This is a genomic window from Acinetobacter sp. YH01009 (assembly GCF_013420765.1).
Classification (GTDB): domain Bacteria; phylum Pseudomonadota; class Gammaproteobacteria; order Pseudomonadales; family Moraxellaceae; genus Acinetobacter; species Acinetobacter amyesii.
The window spans coordinates 23,955-49,554 of sequence record NZ_VOYE01000017.1 but is presented as its reverse complement, the minus strand read 5'-3'; the positions used below and the strand labels follow the sequence as shown (position 1 = coordinate 49,554).

22 protein-coding genes are annotated in these 25,600 nt (G+C 39.9%); 6 read left to right on the top strand and 16 right to left on the bottom strand.

Features of this window, described 5'->3' with window-relative positions; genetic code table 11:
- Window positions 1-34: 34 nt before the first annotated feature.
- The 15 genes from FTT76_RS14665 to FTT76_RS14595 form a co-directional block, all read right to left on the bottom strand.
- The gene (locus tag FTT76_RS14665) at window positions 35-781 is read right to left on the bottom strand and encodes an adenosylcobinamide-GDP ribazoletransferase (RefSeq protein WP_180007853.1); all 747 of its coding nucleotides are present in this window, start codon (window positions 779-781) and stop codon (window positions 35-37) included.
- Window positions 778-1,401: a histidine phosphatase family protein gene (locus FTT76_RS14660; RefSeq protein ID WP_180007854.1), complete on the bottom strand. Its 624-nt coding sequence runs from the start codon at window positions 1,399-1,401 to the stop codon at window positions 778-780. The genes FTT76_RS14665 and FTT76_RS14660 overlap by 4 nt, the downstream gene beginning before the upstream one ends.
- Entirely contained in the window at window positions 1,402-2,454 is a 1,053-nt protein-coding gene (gene cobT / locus FTT76_RS14655; protein WP_180007855.1) for a nicotinate-nucleotide--dimethylbenzimidazole phosphoribosyltransferase, read from the bottom strand.
- Entirely contained in the window at window positions 2,451-2,972 is a 522-nt protein-coding gene (gene cobU / locus FTT76_RS14650; protein WP_180007856.1) for a bifunctional adenosylcobinamide kinase/adenosylcobinamide-phosphate guanylyltransferase, read from the bottom strand. The genes cobT and cobU overlap by 4 nt, the downstream gene beginning before the upstream one ends.
- Complete coding sequence (locus tag FTT76_RS14645) at window positions 2,969-3,643, bottom strand: 2'-5' RNA ligase family protein (protein ID WP_180007857.1); 675 nt, start codon at window positions 3,641-3,643, stop codon at window positions 2,969-2,971. The genes cobU and FTT76_RS14645 overlap by 4 nt, the downstream gene beginning before the upstream one ends.
- Before the next feature lie 191 nt (window positions 3,644-3,834).
- Window positions 3,835-6,006: a bifunctional mannitol-1-phosphate dehydrogenase/phosphatase gene (mtlD, locus tag FTT76_RS14640; RefSeq protein ID WP_180007858.1), complete on the bottom strand. Its 2,172-nt coding sequence runs from the start codon at window positions 6,004-6,006 to the stop codon at window positions 3,835-3,837.
- Between the two features lie 236 nt (window positions 6,007-6,242).
- Window positions 6,243-7,463: an MFS transporter gene (locus FTT76_RS14635; protein WP_180022103.1), complete on the bottom strand. Its 1,221-nt coding sequence runs from the start codon at window positions 7,461-7,463 to the stop codon at window positions 6,243-6,245.
- A gap of 111 nt (window positions 7,464-7,574) precedes the next feature.
- Window positions 7,575-9,842 carry a TonB-dependent receptor gene (locus tag FTT76_RS14630; protein ID WP_180007859.1) on the bottom strand — a complete coding sequence of 756 codons (2,268 nt, stop codon included), beginning with the start codon at window positions 9,840-9,842 and terminating at the stop codon, window positions 7,575-7,577.
- A gap of 15 nt (window positions 9,843-9,857) precedes the next feature.
- Entirely contained in the window at window positions 9,858-11,129 is a 1,272-nt protein-coding gene (locus FTT76_RS14625) for an MFS transporter (protein WP_257224561.1), read from the bottom strand.
- Window positions 11,105-11,497: a hypothetical protein gene (locus FTT76_RS14620; RefSeq protein ID WP_078190999.1), complete on the bottom strand. Its 393-nt coding sequence runs from the start codon at window positions 11,495-11,497 to the stop codon at window positions 11,105-11,107. The genes FTT76_RS14625 and FTT76_RS14620 overlap by 25 nt, the downstream gene beginning before the upstream one ends.
- A complete protein-coding gene (locus tag FTT76_RS14615; protein ID WP_168378659.1) occupies window positions 11,494-12,126 on the bottom strand; it encodes a GNAT family N-acetyltransferase in 633 nt (210 codons plus the stop codon). Before FTT76_RS14615 ends, FTT76_RS14620 begins: the two co-directional genes overlap by 4 nt.
- 54 nt (window positions 12,127-12,180) lie before the next feature.
- Window positions 12,181-14,016, bottom strand: a complete 1,836-nt coding sequence (locus FTT76_RS14610; protein WP_180007861.1) for an IucA/IucC family siderophore biosynthesis protein — start codon at window positions 14,014-14,016, stop codon at window positions 12,181-12,183.
- Window positions 14,016-15,473: a lysine N(6)-hydroxylase/L-ornithine N(5)-oxygenase family protein gene (locus FTT76_RS14605; RefSeq protein WP_180007862.1), complete on the bottom strand. Its 1,458-nt coding sequence runs from the start codon at window positions 15,471-15,473 to the stop codon at window positions 14,016-14,018. Before FTT76_RS14605 ends, FTT76_RS14610 begins: the two co-directional genes overlap by 1 nt.
- A complete protein-coding gene (locus tag FTT76_RS14600) occupies window positions 15,466-17,250 on the bottom strand; it encodes an IucA/IucC family siderophore biosynthesis protein (protein ID WP_180007863.1) in 1,785 nt (594 codons plus the stop codon). Before FTT76_RS14600 ends, FTT76_RS14605 begins: the two co-directional genes overlap by 8 nt.
- 590 nt (window positions 17,251-17,840) lie before the next feature.
- Window positions 17,841-18,110: a hypothetical protein gene (locus FTT76_RS14595; protein WP_168378663.1), complete on the bottom strand. Its 270-nt coding sequence runs from the start codon at window positions 18,108-18,110 to the stop codon at window positions 17,841-17,843.
- A 392-nt stretch (window positions 18,111-18,502) separates the two neighbouring features.
- Here FTT76_RS14595 and FTT76_RS14590 point away from each other — a divergent pair, with 392 nt between their 5' ends.
- Complete coding sequence (locus FTT76_RS14590) at window positions 18,503-19,402, top strand: hypothetical protein (RefSeq protein ID WP_180007864.1); 900 nt, start codon at window positions 18,503-18,505, stop codon at window positions 19,400-19,402.
- 344 nt (window positions 19,403-19,746) lie between these two features.
- On the opposite strand, the gene ybaK is transcribed toward FTT76_RS14590, so the two are convergent.
- On the bottom strand, window positions 19,747-20,214 hold the full coding sequence (ybaK, locus tag FTT76_RS14585; RefSeq protein WP_180007875.1) for a Cys-tRNA(Pro) deacylase: 468 nt from the start codon (window positions 20,212-20,214) through the stop codon (window positions 19,747-19,749).
- A gap of 154 nt (window positions 20,215-20,368) precedes the next feature.
- Between ybaK and FTT76_RS14580 the strand changes: the two genes are divergently transcribed.
- The 5 genes from FTT76_RS14580 to FTT76_RS14560 all read left to right on the top strand — a co-directional run bounded on the left by FTT76_RS14580 (window position 20,369) and on the right by FTT76_RS14560 (window position 25,586).
- Window positions 20,369-21,271, top strand: a complete 903-nt coding sequence (locus FTT76_RS14580; protein WP_180007865.1) for an acyl-CoA thioesterase II — start codon at window positions 20,369-20,371, stop codon at window positions 21,269-21,271.
- An 81-nt stretch (window positions 21,272-21,352) separates the two neighbouring features.
- Entirely contained in the window at window positions 21,353-21,988 is a 636-nt protein-coding gene (locus FTT76_RS14575; protein ID WP_168378667.1) for a CDP-alcohol phosphatidyltransferase family protein, read from the top strand.
- Between the two features lie 47 nt (window positions 21,989-22,035).
- Window positions 22,036-23,790, top strand: a complete 1,755-nt coding sequence (locus tag FTT76_RS14570) for a bifunctional alpha/beta hydrolase/class I SAM-dependent methyltransferase (protein WP_180007866.1) — start codon at window positions 22,036-22,038, stop codon at window positions 23,788-23,790.
- 18 nt (window positions 23,791-23,808) lie between these two features.
- The gene (locus FTT76_RS14565) at window positions 23,809-25,161 is read left to right on the top strand and encodes a phosphatase PAP2 family protein (protein ID WP_180007867.1); all 1,353 of its coding nucleotides are present in this window, start codon (window positions 23,809-23,811) and stop codon (window positions 25,159-25,161) included.
- Window positions 25,158-25,586 (top strand): hypothetical protein, encoded by a 429-nt coding sequence (locus FTT76_RS14560; RefSeq protein WP_180007868.1) that lies wholly within the window; start codon window positions 25,158-25,160, stop codon window positions 25,584-25,586. The genes FTT76_RS14565 and FTT76_RS14560 overlap by 4 nt, the downstream gene beginning before the upstream one ends.
- The last annotated feature ends 14 nt before the right edge of the window (window positions 25,587-25,600 follow it).

Here is a 25,600-nt window from a genome sequence, read left to right as displayed (position 1 = left end):
TTAAATGATGATTTAAACTGTTTCATCTGTAAAACTATGCAGCTAAATAATGTAGTGCAATGACAAACGCTAAAAGACTAGATACCTCAGTAATTTCAATCGCAGCACCAATTGTATCGCCCGTCACGCCACCAATACGCTGAATAAATTTCCATCGCAAATACAGTAAAGTACAAATAAACGCGAATATACTCACCACTCCAGTCCAGCTAAAATACAAACATGCACTTAGGCAGAGTATAAAGACCAGGTATGCCGACTTTCGTGGAATAGTTGCTGCTATCGATGAACCCAAGCCTTTTTCACGAACATACTGAGTTGTTAAAAACAAAAATAAAGGGGCTAAACGACCTAATACTGGAAATACAATTAATGCCAAATACATTTGCTGTTGTAGCAAAACATAAAGCGCCGACCATTTGAGTAAGCAAATCACGACGAGACTCAACACACCAATCGGCCCACATGCAGGGTCTTTCATGATTTTAAGTGTACGCTCGGCATCACCAAAGCCACCGACCCACGCATCTGCCGTATCTGCTAAACCATCTAGATGTAAACCACCTGTGAGCCAAATCCAGACCACAAGCAAAATACTGCTAAGTAAGATGATCGGCAGGCTGTGAAATGTGAAAGCAAGCAAGGCAAGAATGCCGCCAATCAACAATCCCACCGCTGGATAAAACAGCAAAGACTGTCCATTTTGCTGTTTCGATGGCATCGCTTTGAGTTGAATCGGGAAAGTCGTGAGAAACTGGAGAGCAATCCAAAAAGGTGTCATTCACTTTGCTCCAAAATACGAATATTTGCACGATTTTTCACAATGAATGAATTTAATTGTCCCAATTCGGCAGTCATTTTTAATAAATCATCTAAATGACTTTGCTGTGCCATACATTTTAATAATTTAATCACACCACCATGGGAAACCAATAAAACGCGGTCCCAATGATGCTGTTGAGCCTGCAAAACTAGCTCATCTAGACCGCTTAATATCCGTTGTTGAAATTGCTGAAGACTTTCTGCATTCGGTGGCGTAAATGTACTTGGACTTTGCCAAAACTGTGCGAGTAACTCTGGGGTGTTTTCATAGATATGCTTGGTTGATACTGCTTCCCAGTCACCAAAATGCATTTCTTGAAACTTCGCATTTTCAAACATTGGACGTTCAAGTTGTTGAGACAGTTCTAAAGCAAATAAACGGCAGCGCTGTAAGCCAGAAGTGACGATGACATCCCAGCTCGCTAAACCTTGTGTATGTATCACGTTCAATACATCATCTATGGTCTGCTGCATCTGCTGCCGACCATTTTGCGTCAAAGCATCATCTGTAGAGCCACGTAAGGTATGGCTCAGTTCAGTCTCACCATGACGCAATATATCTAAACGGAAATGTTCCATTTAAACTTTTTCACCAATCACAGCAGCTTGCGCGAAAGTTGCCATATTGTTATGTAAACGACATGCCAAACGAATTAAACCCAAGGCTGCACCGGCACCGCTGCCTTCACCTAAACGTAAATTCAACTTTAAGAGTGGTTCAGCTTCAAGGGCTTGAAGTAAACGTTGGTGCCCATATTCAGCCGATTGATGACCAAAGAGCATCCATTCACGTACAGCAGGATTTAAACGAACAGCGACCAAGGCAGAAACCGTACTAATAAATCCATCCACGACCATTGCTAGTCCCAATTGCGCACAGCGAATGTATGCTCCAACCATCGCGGCAATTTCCAAACCACCTACAGCACATAGCGCTTTAAAGACATCTTGGCCGACATAGTCCTGATGTAAAGCTAAAGCTTGATCAATCACTTGTTTCTTATGTGCCAATTGTTCAGCCCGAATACCTGTACCGACACCTGTCAGCTTTTCGGCCGGCTCATTAAATAAAAAACATGCAACAGCAGAGGCCGAACAGGTATTGCCAATGCCCATTTCTCCAGCGACATAAATAGACGCACCTTCAGCGATAGCATCTTCAACACTTTTACGACCAAGATTCATCGCTTCAATACATTGTGATTCGCTCATCGCAACAGTTTTAGCAAAGTTTGCCGTACCTGCGGCAATACAGTAGCGCTCAACCCCTGCATATTCATAAGCATCACCCACCGAACCACAGTCAATCACTTGTAGTTTGGCTTGATACTCACGTGCAATGACACTAATACATGCTCCACCTGTCGTGAAGTTTTGTAGCATTTGGCGTGTGACGGCTTGTGGGTAGGCTGAAATATTTTCTTCCATCACACCATGGTCACCGGCAAAGATGGTGATCCACGGAAAATCGATATTGGGCTGATCCGTGTTTTGTAATGATGCAAGTTGTACCGCAACATTTTCAAGTTCTGAAAGCGAGCCAGTAGGTTTGGTTAGCTGTAACTGGTGATTTGACGCCTGTTGCTTAGCTTCGATACTCGGATTTTGACAGGGTTCTTGCCACCAGTTCATGCTTTATCTCCTTTTAAGATCATTGGAAAACCTGCAACACAAAACACCACATGGTCAGCAATTTGACCAATTTGTTGATGTAAGCGCCCAGATTCATCGACGAATTTTCGACTGATTTGTCCCATGGGAACAACGCCCAGCCCAGTTTCGTTACTGACTAAAATAATGTCTGACTTTAATATTGGCAGCACCGTAAGTAATTTTTGGCATTGATGCTGTTGAAAATCTGCTTGTTCATGCAGCAATAAATTACTCATCCACAGCGTTAAACAATCGATAAGAATGGTTTGATAAGCCCGATCTATTTCAACTAAGCGATCAGCTAAATACAAAGGCTCTTCAATCAGCCCCCAATGCTCAGGACGGTCTGCTTGATGATGCTGAATTCGCTCCTGCATTTCCTCATCATAGGCTTGTGCTGTAGCCACATAGATGACGGCTTGAGCACTTTCTTTGGCTTTTTGTTCTGCAAGTCGGCTCTTACCTGAACGTGCCCCACCCAAAATGAAATGAATCATGACTGTGCCATCTCTATATTTTGTCTAAACTGATGTTGATAATAAGCACTCAATGCCCCTTGTAGTACTTGAGCCTGATAATGACCAAAAGTCAGCTGCTCGCTTTCAAAATCAAAGCTGTGCTGTTCAATTTGTTGGATTCTTTCAAAAATATCATCGCTATTCCATGCCTGTTTATACAAGCCCAATGTGATATGCGGACAATATTCGATTGGTGCAATTTCATTCGAACTTAAATTCAAAGCTTGACGTAGATGCTCTAACTTACGCTCTAAATCCACAATTTCAATAAACAACGCGCTTTGAAAGCTATTGATCTGACCTGCACGTAACCGAATATTAGATAGCGATAACTGTCGAAGTTGTTGTTGGTGCAGTGCCAATTCATCTGCTGAGAAATTATCATTCCATCGTTGTTCAACATGATCGATTAATTGGGTTTTATTTAACTCTTCAAAAAAGCCACAAATAAACACGGTGATATGAAATTGGCGCGTATTCGGCGTGTATAAAATATCTGAAAACTGCGCTCGAAGTGCTGTGAGATATTCCAATAATTTAGGATCCTGTATTTCTAGATACCACAAAGCATAGTGCTGACGACCTTGATGCCAATCGGGATAATCCTGATTGAGCGTCGGTACGACTTGCGTTGAAGGTTTTAGAAACACAGATAAATCACTTTAAATTCAATCTGCTTTATTAAAGCATGAATCAAAACAGACTTTACCCAATTTTGATTTAGTAATATTCAGTTAGAACTGAAATTCATTCATCTAAGACCTCTATTTAAGAAAAAAAATGCCGAGTCATACTCAGCATTTTGATTCAATATACATTGCGCACAGATATGCGTTATATTTTAGGCAAATTTCGCAGTACCTTTCTGATCTTGCGTTACAGCATGGTTTTTCCAAGATGTAAACTGCTCTGTGGACTGATCAGAAAAATGCTGCAACTGTATCATTACATTGGCCTCAATCTGTTCGATCCGTTGCAGTTGTTCAAGCTCGTTGGTCTTTTTCAGTTCTGAAAATTGCAACTGGATAAAGTTGATGACCTGATCCATCGAACATTGATTTACACTCATGGCATACATCAAACCATAGACAATTCCTTGTTGTAGATGTGTTGTCTCCAGTCCATATTTCACATTGGTCGCCAACGAGCCCAACACTCGTTCATTAATTGCAAGTTTACGTAAAGGATCTCGTGCCACACGCGCACATGGGTCTTTATACGCATGTTCACAAGAGTTTATAAAGCTTTCTGCCAATCGTGTTAAATCAAAAGCACGATTAGGTAAGCATCGTGCTAAACCAGCCTGCACCTCGTCAATGAGTTCATGCATAAATTGATCAACACGATGATCTGCAAGTGCCACACCTATGGTTTGATGATTGAACAGTGCAGATTGCCAAGCCAACATGGCATGTACGCCATTCCATAAGCGATTTTTGATTAACTGGATATCTTCAATATGATCGACCAAAATCATTTGACGCATTTTTTCTAACAAAGGACTGTTATTTTCTACATAGATCGGCATGTCAGATTCTGCGTTAAATAAAATTAAATCCATGCTTTGCAGTATATGACTTGGGTGGAAATTTCGACGCATATCCTCAACATATAAAGTGGCTTGACGTTCCTGATCAGGATTTAATTTCGTCGCATCTTCTAAGTCTAATTGAGCATTCACTTCAACTTCATCTAATTGAAATTGTTTGAAGATATTATATTTTATACGGAGCTGACGATATAAGTTTTGGTCACTTAACTTAGATACCATGCGGTTGACCACGGTATCGCAAAAATAGTGTTGTTGCATGATTTTCTCTGCAACAACCGCTCCAGCAAGCTCAGTTAAAGCCTGTTTTAAATGTGACATTAATAATTGTTTTGCTCCGACTTTGTTCAAAATGATCAGCATCGTTAGAGGTTCGATGGCTTTCTCATCATGTGCAATATGTCGTGCATACAGGCCTTGTGCAATGGTTTTGGCCTCTTCTGCAATCGCTTTTTCAGGCAAACAGATGGCAACCAAACTTGACTCTGTGTACATCTCTTGCATCTGCTGAATATTTTCAGCATCAATGACTGCCATGTTTTCAATGCGTTCGTCATAAGACAATTGACCATAGCGAATACAATAGGTACCAAATGCATTGACCGCAGAACGATATAAAGGGTTACGAGTCGATGCATAAATTTTTTTCGGGCGTGTATAACCATCCCAATGCGACAAAATTTGTGCTAAATAACCACCACCAATCGCCCCAAAACCATGAATACCGACTGTGAGTTGATTGAGTGTTTGTGGAAAAGCCTCTTGCACAAGTGGCATCTCTAAATGCGCGGTGAACGGATCAAGTTCCGTCAAGCAGTCATACATACATTCATAATAATATTTGGCTTTGGACAGCATGTTTTGATTGGGCGATTTAATATCTTTAAACAGTACGGTAATACCGCCAGCGTCAAAGGCTGAAGTCACACCATTTTCCGAATCTTCAAACATCAAACAATCAGCAGGACTTAAATTCAGCTTTGCGGCAGAACGTATAAATATTTCCGGATGCGGTTTACCATTTTCAACTTCATCACCACAGACTAAGACATCAAAGAACTTATACACATTGGCATTGATGAGATACTCTTCTGCGATTGCGCGGCGACTCGATGTTGCTACGGCCATTCGTAGTCCTGACTTGCGTAAGCGTTCTAAAACTTGAACCAAGCCTTTTTTGATCGGTACACCAAACTGACGAACATGCTCCAGCTCTAATTCATCTGCACGTTTGCGAATATCTGCGTATGGAATGTTTTCATCATATTCGGCTTGGGCCAATCGATGCGCGCTTTGTGCACTTAGCCCCAAACAATTCATCAGATACGATTCGGAAAACTCAACACCGGTCAATTCAAGAGATGCCTGTTTCAATGTTTGAAACCGTAAACGTTCAGTATCAAACATTGTTCCATCCATATCAAAAATGGCGCCCAGAACCAAATCATTATTAAATTTAAGCATTTAACCTCCGTTATTTTTTTATGTAAAAAGAATAACGGAGAAAACTATTGATTCAGTACTTTGAGAATTAATGAAACAATTGTGGTTATTTTTTAATCAAAAATCTTGCTTTTAAAATCTATTTTGTAAGATCAATCACCGATCAAGTAACATCATGTAATCAAAACCATCTATTGGCAGGATAGTCCTATCTTCACACCGACCTATTGAAGTATTTATACAACTCGATGCATATTTCACTCAGTCACTCGCTTCACGGTTTGAGTTTTGGTTTGAAATAAAAAGAATACGATCAGACCGAGCATCACTAAAAATAAAAAATAATACGGAAATTCTTTGTGCCACTGGTATAAACCCGTGCTAATCAGTGGCCCGACAACAAAGCTCAAAGCCTGAGTGGCTGTACACCAACTTGCCACCTTGGTCTGTAACGCACTGGGCGCCGTTTGCGCTGCACCCGTTGTAAATGCAGGGATTAAACACGCAACCGATATACCATATAACAGGTACGTGGCTTGGAATATCCGTAATTCATTGGTGAAAACCGAAATTAGCAAGGCTGCAGCCATGCTAAACAGCCCAACCCACAGTAAGCGATATACAGACCAATTTAAATATTTAGAAATCAGTGTTTGCATCACCACCAAAGCAATACCCACGATGAGAGAACACTCTGCAAAATGCACTGCGCCTTCTGCAGCAGTCATATTAAAGCGGTCTTGAATATAAAACCCGGCCGTTAAATTTACGGTCACGATGGCAAGATAGAGACTAAATCCCAACATTAACCATGGATAGCATTGCTGAATGCTCAAATCCGTAGATGCTGCCTCATGCTTTTCTGTCACTGGCTTTTCAACGCTATGCTGTTCGGTATGTCGGTCAAAGCTGAACACCAAGACCACAGAAATCAACGCTAAAATAATGATTGCTGCCCAAAGCGGCGTCATGATTCCACCAAAGCCCAGCAGCAAGGTGGTTAGAAATGGACCAATGATCACGCCTGCACTATTTAATGCACCGAATTTTGACATTGCTTGTGAACGCTGCTGCTCATTGCTAAAACGGGTCATCACATAAGTTTGCAAGGCAATCTGTGGCATCGCCATAAATACCCCAGTCGCTGCGCGTGACAACATTAATAAACTAAATAGCAGCAACATCCCTATATGAACAGTAAGGCCATACATCAACACGGCTGTAAATAGCCCCCATGTCACAGCCATGCCCACAAAACCGATACTCAACAGTTGATAAATCGAAAACTTGGATTGATTTTTTGAAATGTAAATGGCACCGACAGCCATCAGCAGCGCACCGACGGAAACCATCGCGCCACCTTGTAGCTCAGTAAGTTTTAACTCACGAACCAATGGCGCCAACAGCGGCAATATCATCGAGAAACTTGCACCATTGGCAAGACTGGCAGCAATAAACAGTTTATTATTTCGATCCATTATTTTTGTTATCCATTTTTAATGGCTACGTTATAAACAATAGAGGTGACTTAAGCCACCTCTATTTTGTAAGTCACGATACCGTGCTTTAAACCTGATTCAGGCTTTAAATCAGTATTTCACCGTATAACTTAAACCGTAGGTGCGACCTTGAGCCGCTAGGCTAGAAATTGGGCCATAGACAGTTTCAACCGACTGACTGTATACCGACTTATAATCCGTATTCCACACGTTGTAGACACCAAAGCCCACATTACCCGGTCCTACTTTTGCATTGGCAATCACGTCCATCGTTGCAAAGCCTTTAATTGACGCTGCTGGAGCAGATCCATATTTCACAGCGTCTTTTTGGGCTTTGTCTGTACCGCCAATCGCTAAAGCTTGAACACGTAGGCTCATGTCATTATCAAATTGCCACTCTGAAAATGCTGTACCTTTTAAAGGTGCTACACGAATGGCATCCAATTCTTGCCAGTCACCTTGGGTATTTTTAAATTGGCCCGTGGTATATGCAACTGTGCCCCCAACCGTCCAATTTGGTTGAACTTCATAACTGGCATTGGCTTCGACACCATAGATACGTTCATCGGTATCAATAACATCAATGGTGTAATTCGGCGCACCAAATTTCAGGCTTTTATCTGAGTCATTATAAAAAGCCGTGACTCCTGCATTTAAACCACCGGCATTTTGTACACGCCAACCGAGTTCATAGTTATTGACTTTAATCGGGTCAATGGTTTGGCTATTAATCACAGAATTTGCCGGCACATCGCGCAGCATACGTTGCACATCGGGCAAGTTTGAACCTTGTGAGAAATTAGCAAACACTTGCTGTGCATCTGTTAAGTGATACACCGCGCCAACATTAAACAGCGTTGCATCATGTTTTACTTTGCCGCCATTCAGTGTTTTCGCCACATAACCTGGGGTTAAATCTGCAGTAATTGCTTCCATATAAGGCACAGATGAATCGACATCGCTTTCTACACGTTCATGGCGAATGCCTGCTTGTAAGCCAAGTCGGTCGGTTAATTCATATTGCGCTTGGGCAAATACGCCAAGTTTTTCTGTTTCAACATCTGGGCCAAAGGCATAGTAGTTAAACGGCTGATAACTCAAACCATTACTTTGAATAAACGTTGCGCTGTCATACATTTGGATATTTTGTTGATCTTTTTCATTTTCATAGTCCACACCATAGGTTAAACCCAGTTCACGACCATTTAAGTTAAGATCTTTTTGTAGAGCAACACGCGCGCCTAAAACATCGATATCGGTTTCTGACTGATACACCAAGAAGAGTTCAGGTGCCATTTGACGTGCAGATGGGAACCACCGTGCTTTTTCATTTCGATAATAGGTTTCAGCGTTTAGACGGTGGCCTAAAATATCTTGATTTTCATATTGTGCGTTGACGCTATAACGTTCAGTTTGTGGTTGTTCAGCAAGTTGTAAGCCTTTTACCGCATTTAATGACAACGGCAGCTTGCCACCCACGGGCTGTGAGCGCAGCGCATTTAAATTTGGACCATAGTCAGGGCCATAGTCACTATCTTGCTCATCATTATAATATTGCGCGCCAAAACTCAGCGTTTGACCATCGGCAATTTTCCAACTGACACGACCATTTAGATCTAAAGTGTCGGTATCTTGACGGTCTGTTTGTGCAATTTCAGGTCCAATACGGTTGCCATGACTATCTTGTATTTCACCACGTTTGGTATAGCTTGCACCTAAAGTTCCGCGTAAATTGCCTTGATTAAAGTTCATGGTTTGTGCAGCTTCATAAGCCAGAGCATCAGACTTAAAGTTATTACCAGAAGTAACACCGACTTTCGTTTCAAAACTCAGCGGTTCAGATCCACCTCGTTTGGTGATGATATTGATAATACCGCCTGTCGCACCTGAACCATAAATACTACTTGCGCCAGAGACCACTTCAATTCGTTCAATCATCGACGGGCTAATACTCGCCAGTTGTCGAGATCCATCACGATATCCCGTTTGCGGCACACCATCGATCATGTATTGCACCACACGTCCACGCATGGTCATCCCATAGTTAGACGTTGTACCACTCGATGGAGTCAGTGATGGCACCAATAAACCAACAATATCAGCTGTGCTTTTACCTGCATTGGCTTGTTTTTCAATTTCTTCTTTAGGAATGCTGTACACCGTACCCGCAATATCTGCAATGCTTTTCGCAGAACGAGTTGCCGTCACAACAATCGGTGCCATTTTAGTAGCTACTGCAGTTTGTGTTTCAACTGCAGTATTTTGTGCTGTGTCCGTTGTGACGTCTTGTGCATAAAGCTGAGTGCAAATTGCAAGGCTGAGACACGTCAGTTGCATCGGTAGAGCTAAACGTTTCATATTCTTTTCCATTTCTTAGAGTTCCGATTGAGTCGGAAGTGTTTGAGTTTTAAAATTTTGTGTTTTTAAAACAATGCGCTGACTAATTAAGACGCTGATTACTGAGCCAATTGCCAATACCAAGTAAAAATGTCCATAGCCTAATGATTTTGCGAGAAAGCCTGAAAATGCACCGCTAATGAAGTAAACGAGCAATTCAAAGCACACTAATATGGTGAAATCGGTACCCGCCTGTTCTTTAGAACTGGTCTGCATGAAATAGGCATAGAGTGATGTCATGGCGATATAACGAATGGCTAGCATCAACACGACAAATAGACCTAAAAGCAGATGCCATTGATTCAACCACTCCAATACAACGGCTGCCCCAATGACGGCATATAGCAATGTACGTAACCATCCTGCCCAGACCAACAATTGCGTCGCTTTGATTTTTTTCAGCAATACAGCTGCACTAACAGCTGCAATCAGACCGACACCGGCACCGACCACAGACATCAACACCCCGATCTGAGACAGTGACCATTTTTGATCGATCAACATGGGATTCAGCATTGCCATAGCGGGTGCTTCCACCACGCGATAACAAACGATGAGCAGCAAGGCCCAACGAATCGCAGGTCGTTTAAACGCTTGTCGTAGGCTTGGTTTGGCTTTGGCAATTTGAGTTTGTGGTTCTTCTTGAATAAAAAACACAGCAAACATGGTTAAAAATGTCAGCAGCGCTAAAGTTGTGAGCGCTGACTGCCAACCCCAATATTGGTAAATCCATAAAGTTGCAGCGCCACCAAGCATGCTACCGACGGCCACCCCAATGCTCTGTGCCATACTGCCCAGACGGTAATTGCCTTCGGTAAATTTCTCTACGGTATAACCATCAATCGCAATATCTTGCGTTGCCGCAAACGTTGAAATCCATAAACCAACAATGACAAATAAAGTCAGCCCATAAGAAAACTGCGTAAAGGCTAAAACCAGTACCCCCAGTACCAATGCGATTTGCGTAAACAACAGCCATGTTTTACGTTTACCGAGTTTTTTGACATAGAGCTGATCGATCCAAGGCGCCCAAAAAAACTTGAATGCCCATGGAATATAAAGCAGCGATAACATGCCGATCCAGCGTAAATCTACCCCTTGATGTCGTAAAATGGCAGGCAAAGCCACATTGTAAAAATACAAAGGCAATGCATGTGCTAAGTACAAAATAATCACGACGCTCAAACTCAGGACTGAAATTTGAGATGGTGAAATTGCATGATTTAATTTTCTTGAGTGTTGTTGCATATCCACCTCTGCACTGCCCATTGCAGCGCATCAGACTGTTCTAATGAAACGTAATAAGGCACACGCCACGCTGCATGCAGCGCGGGTGTATTTAAACGTTTGAAGTCATCTGGATCTTGCGCAATACGCACCAGACCCAAACAATATTGAAAAAAGAGATGTTTAAACTTCTTGTACCAAACGGCCTGTATTTGCCGATATTCTTCAGGAAAAGTCGTTCCCTCAGCCGTTTGCATAACCAAAACAAAGGGCTGACTTTTCAGAAAAAAGCGCTCAACTTGAGTCAACCATTGTTCAAACTCTTCCACTGAAACATGCGCTGAAAAGCGCATGTCCAGTATGTGCATGTGGGTGCAGCGATAACTCATGACACCGCCTTAGCTAGTTGCTGATGCTGAAATGCCTTGGAGTCGTTTAAGTAATGACCAAATTTTGAATAAAATGTTTCTCTAAAGCAGTAATACAACATGGCGGTCTTTTCAGGCATTGGGATTAGGCGCTGCGCTTCATAGCACATGTCTTCAACTACGACGGCATAAGGCTTCACACTATGATCAGGCTCTCCCACAATCTTGGCTGATGCAGCATTTTCAAAGATATAAAAACTCAATAAACGCATGACGGGACGTAAATAGCCTTTACCAAAAACGGACTTTTCACCAAATAACAAATGCCAACCTAGATCAAGCTCATCACCGTCGTAGTACAAACCTAATCGATCCCGTTTTCCTTCGTAGATCTCTGTGTAGCCCACATCTTCACCATTTACCCCCACAATCAAAATTCGGTGATGATCATCTGCCAGCATTTTTTCGTAATACACTTTTAGTTCAGTTTCTGACTTATTGAGCTGCCACTGTGGAATAACATGCGGTTCATGCATCCATTTATGAACCAAAGCCATATCTTCTGGATATTGCATTTGTCGTAAGTAGTATTGCGTCTCATTCTCATGGTATTCATAAAAATCAGGTAGTTGTCGTGATAACGTTGTCATGATGTCGTCCTTTAAATTTGTTTAATCTTTTCTGTTCTTAGCTCAAAAATCTGTTTATGACGCAATACGATTAGTTGTCGTTTTCTGTTCGGCGGTATGCTGTTGTTTCGCCCACTGATTTAAAGTGCTTGGACTCACAGGGTTTGCAATAGGATCTAAAAATACAGGTACTGGTCGTTCTGCTTCGTCGTTATAACTGGTAGTAAACAGTCGAACACGGTTCAGACAAATTTTCTCGAAACGTGGACGGAACATACTGAATTTTTCAATACGATCTGCCAATTCAGGATGTGCCTGATGAAATTCGTCAATCACGGTGGAGATGGTTTGCCAAAACTCAAGTTCTGTATGCTGTGGATAATCTTCAAGGAAGACATTAGAGATATAGCGGTAATGCACCATGAACAAACCTGTAAAGATAAAGTGACTAAGTTCTTCAGCAGGATGGCGCAGTAAAATTTGCCCTTCAGTTGGTAAATTTTCGAGTTCAGGAAAATCTTCATCAACTAAATTGACATCATCAATAAAGTCCTTCAGCACCATTTTTTTCGGTAAGCCATTTTCATGGATCAACATGGTGTTTTCACCGTGGGGAGAAAAAGCCAAACCATATTTGTATAAACAAATCAGTAGCGGTGTTACACAAACTTCAGCAAAACGTTTCAGCCATTGCAAAGGGGTCAAACCTGAAGCCTCAATCAACACGGATAAAATAGACCGACCATTTATGTCTCGATGCAACAATGCTGCTTGGGAAAGTGCTAACTGGTGTTCACCAATACATGGCTCGACACTTTCACGCCATAAACAACCAAACAATTCTTTAAATTGGTAAGGCGCACCGTCTATCTGATCAAAACATGGCTGTTGCAAAGTTAAACTTGCAACTTCACCCAAAAATGCTACCTGTGTTTTTTGCAGGTCTACATCATGATGTTGAATGTCCTTCAGCCAAGCGGTCACCGCAGGTGCAGCTAAATTTCGTTTTGAAGGCAAACCTCGATATACCGCCGTATTAAAGATACTGACAGGTAACTTTACATAATGACGTTCAGGATGACTGGTATTGCATAAAGTACGAATTGATTGCATTGGCGCATAGTCATCTTGTCCAATGTCCAGCTCTACAATGCGCTGATCGACGATTTCATTGGCATAGGTCGGGATTAACCACTGATGCCATTGCCATGCATGTACAGGAATAAAGAAATACTCAGCAGCATTTAAGGCGTTGTCCGCCAATTGCTGTTGAAAATCGTGTAATTGCGCAGAATTCAATTCATGGCGATATAAGCTTTTCGCATACCAAGCCTCGGTCGAACGAAACTCAGCTAAATCACGATGAACAGCTAACCACAGAACTTTGACCGTTGGAGAAATCTCTGGTGCTGAGCTTAAATAATCATCATAGCCAAAGCCCATACGCCCCTTACTCATAATGAGCCATGGGTGTCCACGTAACATGCCTTCAATTTGATAGTGTGGCGCTGACAGCACAGCCTGACTCAGCAATCTTTGCTCATCAAAAACATGTGCTTCAGCCAACCATGTATTGTTCATTTCTTTAATCAAATAGGCCTTGGTAAAAGGTTTCACTTCAGCTTGATTTGAAAAGGCACGAATAAATTCATGTAGATTCCATGCGGGCTGTGCTGTCGAATCACCTAAATCTCGAACACTCCCTTCAACTATACGCCAATGCCCAAGCAGAAACTGAGTCGCTTCAAATTGATACGTTTTATCATCCAGATTGAGTTGCCAAGTGTTATTTTCCACTGGCTGAATTTGAATAATTTCTTCATATAAAAATTCAGCAATCGCCATTTCAATCAGTCTTTGCCCTGCACGGCGCCACTGCGTTTGATTTATCTGTAATTTTGCAAATGTCATTATAATTTCTCGAGTTTAACCGCATTCTGTTCTTGCTTATTCGGCATTGTTGTATTGCGGTTCATTGCATAGTTGGCAATGGTTTTTTTTACGGAAAATGGTCTTTGGATATTGGTTGGCGCTGATTTCTTTACAATGCCCATACTGTGCATTTCAGCATTTTCACTGGGTGAAAAATGTTGGAAACTTTGCGCTTGATCACCTAAATCGTATAAGTCAAAACCCAATAATTGATTGGCAATGATCGCTGCACGGTGAGCACCCAACCCTAAATCAGGAGTCCCGACACCGTGACTGTGCATTTCCTGATTTTGAACAAAGATCTCCCCAACAGCGTCATGCTGTACGCGGTAGTCCTGACTGATTTTCCAGCGACCGAATTCATCACATTGAATCAGTGGTTTTAGATATTTGAGATATTGCCACTCTGGACTGTGATATCCCGTTGAAGCCACGACAAAGTCCGCATCTAGATAGAATTGTTCTGCCGTGACTTTATGCTGAAACTGCAAACGGATGCCCGCACCATGAGGCTCGGCATCGACCAAACCCACCTGAGCATGTAAATGCGTCTGTTGAATATTTTGACCAATACTCCGGTGATATAGTTTTTGGTAAATATCACGGATGGTTTTTGCACTGATGCCCTTATATAACAAACCTTGTTGTTTCAGTTGTTCGGCTTTATTTTCAGGACTTAGTTGATAAAAGTGCGTAGTATAATCCGGACTAAAATGCTCTAAACCCAGCGGCGCATATTCCATCGGGAAAAAACCATTAGAACGGGTCAGCCAATGCAATTTAAACTGCGCTGTTGTCGTCTGATCCTGCAAATATTGACGATCAAACAGATCCATAAAGACTTCGGCCGAAGACTGGCCTGATCCCAGTACAACCACATTCCCTTTCATGTGATTTAACGCTGCATTGCAATAATTTGCAGAATGTAAGCAACGCTCTGGATATTGCTGTTGAATGTCTTTTAGACACTGTGGTAAATGCGGAACATTCCCCGAACCAATGACCAAATTTCGGCATTGATAACGTCTAAAACGTCCATCTTGTTCAACCATGACTTCAAAGCCTTGCTCTTGGGCATAAATGGCTTTTACGGTTGATTGATATTGAATATGCTCTAGTTGGTCTGCAACCCATTGACAATAATGGTTATATTCACGTCTAGGAATCTGAGCTTGTTCTAAAAAATAGAATTTGTATAAACGCTGCTGCGCCTTTAAGTAATTTAAAAAACTAAAAGGACTGGTTGGATCGACCATGGAAACCAGATCGGCCATAAACGGCACTTGCAGTACTGTATTGGGCAATTGCATACCCGCATGCCAGTCGAACTGTGGTTTCTTTTCAAAAAATTGATACTGCAAATGATTTTGCTTATGTAGCAAACTCGCCAAACTAAGGTTAAATGGCCCTAAGCCTATCCCAATAAAATCAAGCATATTGCACATCCTTCTGTTCCACACATAAAGGATTTGGCAACTGTACATAAACCGATTGCTGATCGACTGGGGCAATCAATTCATCCAGCTCATACAAGCGCGTCAACAGATTACCCTTATACGGCAAGGTCGGCTGATACAGTAATGAATGAATCAATGAACTTTCTGGATATGCCCGATGTAAGTCCAACAGTTCATTTTGCAATATCGATATCAACACTTGCTCTGTGACATATCCAGTTGCACCAATTGCATTGATAATGCCGAATAAAGTATTACCAAAGAAATAATAGCTAAAGCGCTCATCGACAAAGGCTTTGGAACCCACGGCATGCGCTTTTTCTTGCAACTCTGGAAATGCGCTTAAGACCTCACCTGCAAGTTCTTCGATATAGTAAAAGCCTTGATTGTCACGCAGCCATAGATATTTAGGCATTGCATGTTCAAGCTCAAGTAAGACATTTTGCTGATGTGATTCAAAAGCCATTCCGTATTGATGGTACATATACATCAGTGGTTTCAGACTAATTGCCAAAAATTGTTTAAACCAATTGATCGCAATGGCGCTTTGATCAAGTTCAGGTTGTTGTTTTGCGATTTGTTCAAATAAGGCATTAAAACGGTTTTTGGGCTGTGCAGGATGATCTTGGCACAATGATGCAATACAACTCACCTGCTGCTTTTCACTGAAAGGCTGATCACGGAAAATACAAATAGTTTCATTGACTATTTCATCATCTATACTCAATGCCATCCAAGCAGGATCATTCACCGCTTTGAGCGTTGGGCATTGCTGTAAAATACGCTCACCAAGACTTGAATGCCAAAGTCGATGGGTCATTTCACCACGGTGGCATTCTTTGGCAAGATTGACTCGGATTGAATTGGTGATCATTACAGATAGTGACGGTTTTAACATCCACGGCGCTGCAAAACTTGCCATGGTGCGTACCGAAGTTGTTGGGGAAAATGCCCAACCTTTCTCGCCAAAATCGATAATTTTTAATTTGGTTTTTAAGTTTTTAAACCATGTTTTTGACTGTAAATAACGTGCTTGCCAAGGATGCAAAGGCAATAACTTATAATGCGAATAAGCATTCAGTAGCGCTTGATCTGTTTCTGATAAATGCCATTGCAATTCGCTTTTCAATTGCGCTGATACAGCTTGATCTAAAGCTGAACCTTCTTGAATATATTCTGGAGCTACCAACCAATAATGCAGTTGGCTTAGACCTTTGGCTTCTGGCGAATACCTTTCCCAATCTTCATGCACAAAACCGACCCGACTTTTCGGTGCAGGATGCATGCTGTGCCCTAAAATTAAAGCTTGTTCCGATTCAATGAAACTTTGTTCCGCTTGGACCAAAGCCTCAAAATCATGTTCACGTAGTGTCAAAAATTGAATAAGCGCTTCACGACTTTCGATCCAACGCTCTAATAATGATGAAGCATCCAGTGTATGACCTGACTCTTGTACGAGCTGTTCAAGCAATAAATTCGCGATCGCGGTGATACTAAATGACAGTTTCTGTCCTTTATTAAAAACGTATGGGAGATCTGCAAGACGATGTCTACCAACAAGGCTGACATAAGATAGTGGTACAAATAACTGTGATTGAATGCAATCTAAAGGGATGCATAACAACGTCAAGCCTTGGCTAAACGTCAATTGTGATGAATTCTGTTGATACTTTTCCAGCAAAATACCTTTACCGGTTTCTTGTGAGTATGCATTGACAAGATGCTGCATCGCCAAGCGATTAGCAAGCTCTTTCATCTGACCATATCCTCTATTTTTAAGCTTTTCCAAGCTTTGTCATGTAATTATGTTTCTTTAACTGTGCAAGTCATGCTTAGTACGCTGGCCAGCATGAAACTATGTTAATGATAATCATTATTGTTAATAATTGCATTTTTGTGAAGATTTGCTACAGGATTGCAAATTTGGTCTTATCTCTATGTATTTAAAAATTAATTTTTTTGATATGAACTTTTCTGTTTTTATTTATACAATTTTCTGAAATGGAACTAAATGATAATTTTCTCATTTAGCATAGAACAAATGAATCGAATTGCTTATTTTTTAGCCAAATTATCACATTGTGCAACTTAAACTAAAAACCCATGTCTTTTACATGGGTTTTTATATTCTGCTTTGAACCAAGCTTTTATTTAAATCAAAGAACGAAATGTGCAGTTAAATTTTAATCATTGAAGACTTTACTGGCATCATACTGATCATGCATCTTTATTGACTATAAGCATGCATTTCATAACAAACACCTACTGATTTCTGATCCATATCTTCTATTCAGACTGGCTATACAGCATGAATGATGAATATGTACTCAAACGATTTGGTTGAAATCAATCAATTGATTTAACAACCCAATCCAAAAACTTGTGCTTATCAAAAAAGTCTGGCGCAGCATTCGCAAATACACTTTTTTCTCTGTTGTTAAATATTCCTTTGTAATAAAAAGACCTATCTGCGGTAAATTTTGACTCATCCCCTTCATGTAATTCTTTAAAGAAAATCGATAACTGCATAAATCGACTTTTAGACGCTAAACCATGTTTTTCTAATACAAAATTATAGATTTGCTCAATAATCGCTTTAGTATTTGAATAAGGCATTTTGTTGTCTCTTTATTAGATCGCTCTTTCAAATTACAGCTTTTAAATTAAAATACAACTGTTTTAGTCGGATTTTAAATACCTATTTTTTATAGGTATTTTTACATTTAAATATAATTAAGCACTATTAATGAATGAGCCTCTAAACATGAAGTTTTACTAAATTCTACTTCTGCAACTTCATGGATTTTCGTTATTCAAAGCTAAAAATAAACCCACATTTGGCGAGCATTTTGTACTAACTGAATTAAGACAATTTCGTCCACTATTACAGAAACATCTTAGATACCCTGATCTAGGTCTAATTCTCAATTTGCACTTCTAACTTTGCTTTAATACTATTCACCTAAGCACTTAAAAAAGCATATAAGCGGATCCAAGAAACATTACATATGAAATTTAACTTCAGTTTTGATATAGCCCTCTTTACAACAATATTTACTATTTACTTATTTGTTTGCGGTTACTTTTACTACGATGGTTTAATCAGCTACTACGGATTTAATCAAGTTTCACTTGGCATATCTATTCAAGACTATCTAATGTATGGATGGGTAAACGGTATGTCAGGGCTAGTAGTAGGCTTCTTAATACTTTTACTCGCTGCTTTGGTACATACTGTCTACCAAAATAATTTATATGAAGTGATGATAAAATTTATATTTGTCTTTATTACATTTATCCTTCTCTTTATTTTCAACCTGATTTTTAAAAGGATCTTAGTAAAATTGTGGCAAATTTTACTAACTATTTTTATCTATACCATTAATAGCAAAATACAAAAACCTTTATCAATTGTAGGCTTATTTTGGATTTCTCTTGGGCAATTTACGCTCAATATCATAAAACCTGCAGCTAAAGACGCCATTGATTCATCAGAGAAATTTCATAATTTTGAAGTCATAGAACACAGTGAAAAAATTGATAAAATTGTTCAAAGTGGTGGAATTTACTATGCATATTTAGTTGGTTTTTATATTTTATTTTTCACATTTACTTTTTATGTTATTAGTATTGGTAAAGATGCCCGTAAAGAAGCTGAAAATGAATTTAATAGCACAAAACATAATCAAATTATCATTGACGATGCCCTCATTACTGATTGGCTCGAAGCTAAAAAACTAACTATTACATATCCAGCTAAAGCTAAAGTTATCCATTGTGGCACGCAAAAATGTCTAATTGCCCTGCATACATCAAATTTAAAAGATGCGAATGGGCTCACTTTAAATACAAAACAAAACTACTTAATAAAGCTTGTAAACACTGAAAGTTATGTTGAATTAAAATAAAGTTATCTCTCGTGATTTTGTGCATAATTAATAAACTTGCACCTGAAATATTATGCAGAAAAATAAGTATCGAACATTTAATCAACACCCCAGACAGCAGCTGAAAATCTAATAGTAAAAGTTGTAATTATCATCAACCAAAATTTTTCGGCTGTTCCGAGATAACTAAATTTTCGCTTAAAAGAGAAGATGAGTTGTGATTATATTCCTAAGCATCTCTTCCGTACACTTGATGCATCATCGAACCACAAAGCCGCTCTATGCGGCTTTTGTTATTTTATAGATTTTGAAGTGGAAGGTATTCCCTCTAAATTCACTTAAATTTAAGTAGTCAAAAACCACATTTAATCATCAATCACATCAGCAAAGTTTGCACCCAAAACTTTTGCTAAATCTTCGGGTTTTAAACCAATATCCAAACCACGCTTACCACCACTGACATAGATTTTAGCTAAGTTCTGTGCGGAAGCATCGATCACAGTTTTTAAGCGTTTTTTCTGTCCAACTGGACTAATACCACCAACCAAATAACCAGTTAAACGCTCTGCATCTTTTGGATCGGCCATTTTGAGTTTTTTACAGCCAAATGCTGTGGCCACTTTTTTCAAATTCAGCTGATATTCCACTGGCAATACGGCAACAAAGTAATTTTTATCGTCCGTAACCATCAATGTTTTAAATACTTCATCGACCGTTAAGCCTAGTTTTTCCGCAGCTTCTAAACCAAAACTTTTTGCTTCTGGGTCATGATCATATTCATGAATGGTAAAGTCGATTTTATTAGATTTTAAGAGTTTACATGCAGGTGTCATTGCTTTTTCGTCATTCCATTCGGACAACTAGGAAAACTCGATTATAAGCCTATTCTAGAAAGACTGGCGAAGACTTTTATATTTTTCATGAACATGGCTTGTGCAATAAGTTCGAGTTGAATACATTTAAACAAAGCAAAAATTTCAAAAAAAGATGACAACACTGATTCAAGACCTCATCCAATTATTATCTGTAGTGCCCAAAGAGCAGGGCTACTTTTTAGCACAAAGTAAACCACTGTTTGGTGACCATATTTTTGGTGGACAATTACTTGCTCAGAGCATAGTCAGTGCATCCTATACCTGTACACTCCCACTCCACTCTTTACATGCCAACTTTACTTCTGCGGGTCATGCAAATCATCCCGTATTATTTAAAGTCGAAAATTTACGTGATAGCCATAGTTTTTCTACACGACAAGTGACCGCCATACAGCATGGCAAACCAATATATATGGTGATGTTGTCCTATATGAAAAACGAAATGGGTATGGAGTATCAAATACCTGAACCAGATTTGATCCAACAATTTCCACCAAGTAGCCTCAAAGAGGAGCAATTCTATAAAGCGCAAATCCAATCATCTATTTCACCTGAATATCTATCCACATTTTTACAGCCTTTTCAGCTTATATCTAAACCAATTGAATACGTGCTGACAGATTTGCCACCGTCCGGTCAAGCTTCTGTCTTAAATCAAAATCAATATGCAGAATATTTAAAACTCCATGATGCCTTAGATGCCCAATTTGACCAACTTCATATACATCAGGCCATTGCAGCATACTATTCAGACTATAATTTATATTCTGCGGCGCTCAAAACACATGGTTTAAATTATCTGTCTCCTGAACTCATCGCAACCAGCCTTGATCATTCGATGTATTTTCATCATACCTTTCGGGTGGATGATTGGATTTTCTATGACATGAATACCACTCGAACCTCGCAATCACGTGGGCTTAGTCATGGGCAAATGTGGCAAGATGGAAAATTAGTCGCAAGCACCACACAAGAAAATTTAATGCGTTATACAGGCGAATCGTCAGCCTTGTGACAATCTTTAACATTCAAATTCTTGTTAAGTTAAGCATCAATCGTATAAAATTCATGCAAATCATACCGCTATAACAATAATATGCCTTCGATCTACCAGCTTAAGCCTGCATTTCAAAACCTGCTTCGACCTTTGGTTAAATCACTTCATCATCTTGGTATTACAGCAAATCAAGTAACACTACTGGCAATGTTCATTTCGCTAGCTGTGGCATTTTTTATTTATATCTATTTTTCTCACAACGGTATTGGCATTTTACTGTTGATTTTCCCCGTGTGGATGCTTATTCGAATGGGCTTCAATGCCATAGATGGCATGCTGGCACGTGAGTTCAACCAACAATCCAAACTCGGTGCTTTTTATAATGAATTATGTGATGTGATTTCCGACTCAGCACTCTATTTTAGTTTAATTTGTTTTGCTTTTATTCAAGCTGAATTACTTATTTTAACCTGTTTTCTCGCCATACTTGCCGAATATACCGGTGTGATGGCGCCATTAGTGGGGCAAGAACGTCGTTACGATGGTCCAATGGGAAAAAGTGACCGCGCTTTTGTATTTAGCATCATCTGCGTCATCATCGTGACCTCTTCTATATTGAATGTTGGCTTAAATACATTGTCTCTTATCTGCAATAGTATTTTGATTATTACCATCTTTTTATTATTTATTACGATTTATAACCGCATTAAAAATAGCATTATCAACCCACAATAAATTTCAGTTTAGATCGTCAGTCGATTCATTATTTTGAGAACAACACAATGTATAACAATACTCAGCATACCTTTACGAGCCATGATGGAACATCCTTGTTTTATCAACATTGGGAAAATAGCAGTTTAAAAAGCAACCGTAAGAAAAAAGCGGTGATCTTATTTCATCGTGGCCATGAACATTCGGGACGAATGGCGCATTTGGTCAATGAATTGAATTTGCCTGATTTTGATTTTTTCGCTTGGGATGCGCGAGGTCACGGTAATACTCCTGGTGAACGAGGAGATGCACCGAGCTTTTCTGCATGCGTTCAAGACATTCAATATTTTGTTCAGCATATAGAACAAAATTACCAAATTCGATCAGAAAATATAGCAATTGTAGCTCAAAGCGTTGGCGCTGTTTTAGCCGCGACATGGGTGCATGATTATGCCCCTAAAATTCGTGCTTTATGCCTTGCCTCGCCTGCATTTGACATCAAACTCTATGTGCCTTTTGCAAAACCTGGCTTAACACTTCTCAATAAATTCGCTGGCAACTTTTTTATTAATAGTTATGTCAAAGCCAAAATGCTGACGCACGATACTGCACGTGCGCAGAGTTATGACACTGACCCGCAAATCGCTCGGGCCATATCGGTCCGTATGCTGCTGGGTCTATATGCAGCCTCAGATCGAATCGTTAAAGATGCACAAAATATTTTTGTTCCTACTCAAGTCTTATGTTCAGGATCTGACTTCGTGGTGCATCAAAAACCGCAATTGGCGTTTTATCAAAAACTCCCTCATCCATTGAAGGAATTTCACGTCTTAGATGGTTTTTATCATGATACTTTGGGTGAAAAACATCGCAAAATCGCCACAGATAAAATCCATCGCTTTATTCAACAATGTTTTAAACAACCCTATTCCGCACCTAAACTTTTAGATGCCGATAAAATTGGCCCGAGCTGTGCTGTAGCAGAAACCTTAAGTTCAACGCTTCCAAAGCATTCTTTAAAACATGCATTTTGGAGCTTAACCAAACAAAATCTTAAAATTGGTAGTCTCTTTTCCAAGGGTTTAAAAATTGGTGAAGAGACAGGATATGACTCCGGCAGTACCTTAGATTTTGTCTACAGAGATAAATCAGAAAGCCAAAATGCACTGGGTAAAATCATCGATCGACAATATTTAAATGCGATTGGTTGGCGTGGTATTCGCGTTAGAAAACAAAATATTGAAGCGCTATTAACGAAATATGCTTCTAAGTTACATGATGACCAACACGCGGTACGGATTATGGATATTGCTGCAGGCCATGGCCGATATATTTTAGATGCTGTACAAAAACTGCCTGAGCAGCCTGAATCCATCCTGCTTAGAGACTATAGCTCGATCAATGTACAAGCAGGTCAAGCAATGATTGAGCAAAGAGGTTTAAGCCAGATTGCCAATTTTGTAGAAGCGGATGCCTTTGATGCCACTTCATTAGCCAGTGTTGAACCTAAACCCACTCTAGCCGTGGTCTCAGGTTTATACGAATTATTTAGTGATAATGATTTACTCAGACAGTCCTTATCCGGCTTATGTCAGGCCATTGAGAAAGATGGGTATCTCATCTACACAGGTCAAATTTGGCATCCGCAACAAGAGTTTATTGCCCGTGCTCTGACCTCACATCGCCAAGGAGATGCATGGGTGATGCGTTTACGCTCACAAGCAGAAATGGATGCATTAGTTGAGCAAGCTGGTTTCAAAAAAATCGATCAAGTTATTGATGAGTTTGGTATTTTCACCGTTTCCGTTGCACAAAAAATTTAAGCTTGGACGGTCAATCTTATGCATAAACTGGATACTGAAAAAGGAACTTGGAAATACGGCCTACTGTGTTTGGCATTTCTGGCACCTTTTTTCTTCTTAAGTTATGGTTTTGCCAATCAATACGCTGCGGGCTTAGCTTCCGTACCTGTTATCGTCTTTGAATGGGAAAAATATATTCCACTTTGGCCATGGAGTATTGTGCCGTATTGGTCGATTGATCTGTTCTATGGTTTGTCTTTATTACTTTGTTGGAATAAGTTTGAATTAAAACAACATGTACTGCGACTATTTTCGGCACAAATCCTTTCAATCAGCTGCTTTTTACTTTTCCCGCTACGTTTTAGCTTTGAGCGCCCCGAACTCACAGGTTTTTTCGGGCTGTGGTTTGATGTCTTGATGGGCTTTGATAAACCGTTTAATCAAGCACCCTCTCTGCATATTGTGCTACTGGTGATACTTTGGGATTTTTTCCGTCGGCATAGCACAGGTAAGCTAAAATATCTGGTAGATGGTTGGTCCTTTTTGATTGGTCTCTCAGTTCTAACCACTTGGCAGCACCATTTTATAGATATTCCAACAGGTTTATTGGTCGGTGCCTTATGTTTATGGCTATTCCCGATGGCTGGCTCTGCGCCATGGGTTCAAAATAAACAAAGTCGGCTAAGCTTAAAGCACATTAAAATCGGCATCCTTTATCTGTTTGCTGCCTTATTGTGTAGCGCAATCGCACATGCAAAAGGTTGGTGGCTTTGGCTGCTCTATCCTGCAAGCAGTCTGCTTTTAGTTTCGTTTGCATATTTATTCAATCGTCCCCATTTTTTTCAAAAACTCAGTCATGGTGATATGACCATTGCTGCAAAAATATTGTTTGCGCCTTACTTTGTATTTGCTTGGATCAATAGCCGAATCTGGACCTATCGCCATCCTGAAGATTCTAAAATCATCAAAATCAATCAGAGTTATATTTATTTAGGTCGCTATCCGTCCAAACACGTCATGCAGCAATATGATGCTTTACTCGATTGTTGCGCAGAATTACCCACTTATCCAAAATGCTCCTATGCTCAAAACTTGAGTTTAGACCTGATTCCTTTACAGGCCAATCAGCTACATAATGCTGTAGAGTCTTTAGAACTATTCTTGAAATCTAATAACAATGATGAAGCACAAAACATCTTGGTCTTCTGTGCTTTGGGATATTCACGAAGTAGTGCTGTAGTTGCCGCATTATTATTGAAACAACATCCTGAATATTCAGTCGAAGATGTTTTACGGATTATTCGCCATAACCGTCCTTGGGTTGTGCTTAAAACACCGCAAATAAAACATTTAAATACTTATCGTTTAAAACTTAAAGGACTTGCACCATGAATTTACAACTTGTGGTGCTATCAAAGTTGTTGCAATCCACCACTGGATTGCTCATTTCAGCTTATGTAGCAGCGATCCTCACGCTCTGGCTCATTATCCAGTTTGGTAATGTGATGCTATTCGATTTGCTATATATATTAATTTGTCTAGTTTTGCTCGGAATACAACATTATTTAAGCCTGAGAATCAAATTTGATTCGGCACTTTTAGCCACTGTCGCTGAATACAGCCAAACTCAAAACCTTGAACAAACCACCAAGGAGCTGGACTTAAGTTTAATCAACTTAAAATTAATGCCTGCAAATAAATGTGGTCGCGCATGGGAGCTGCGTGAATTAGGTTGTCTGGCTTTATTTAAATGGCAGATCTTTGTGCTTTGCTTGCAATACATCGCATTCATCTGCATATTTTTACTGTATAAATAATTCACAATAATTTG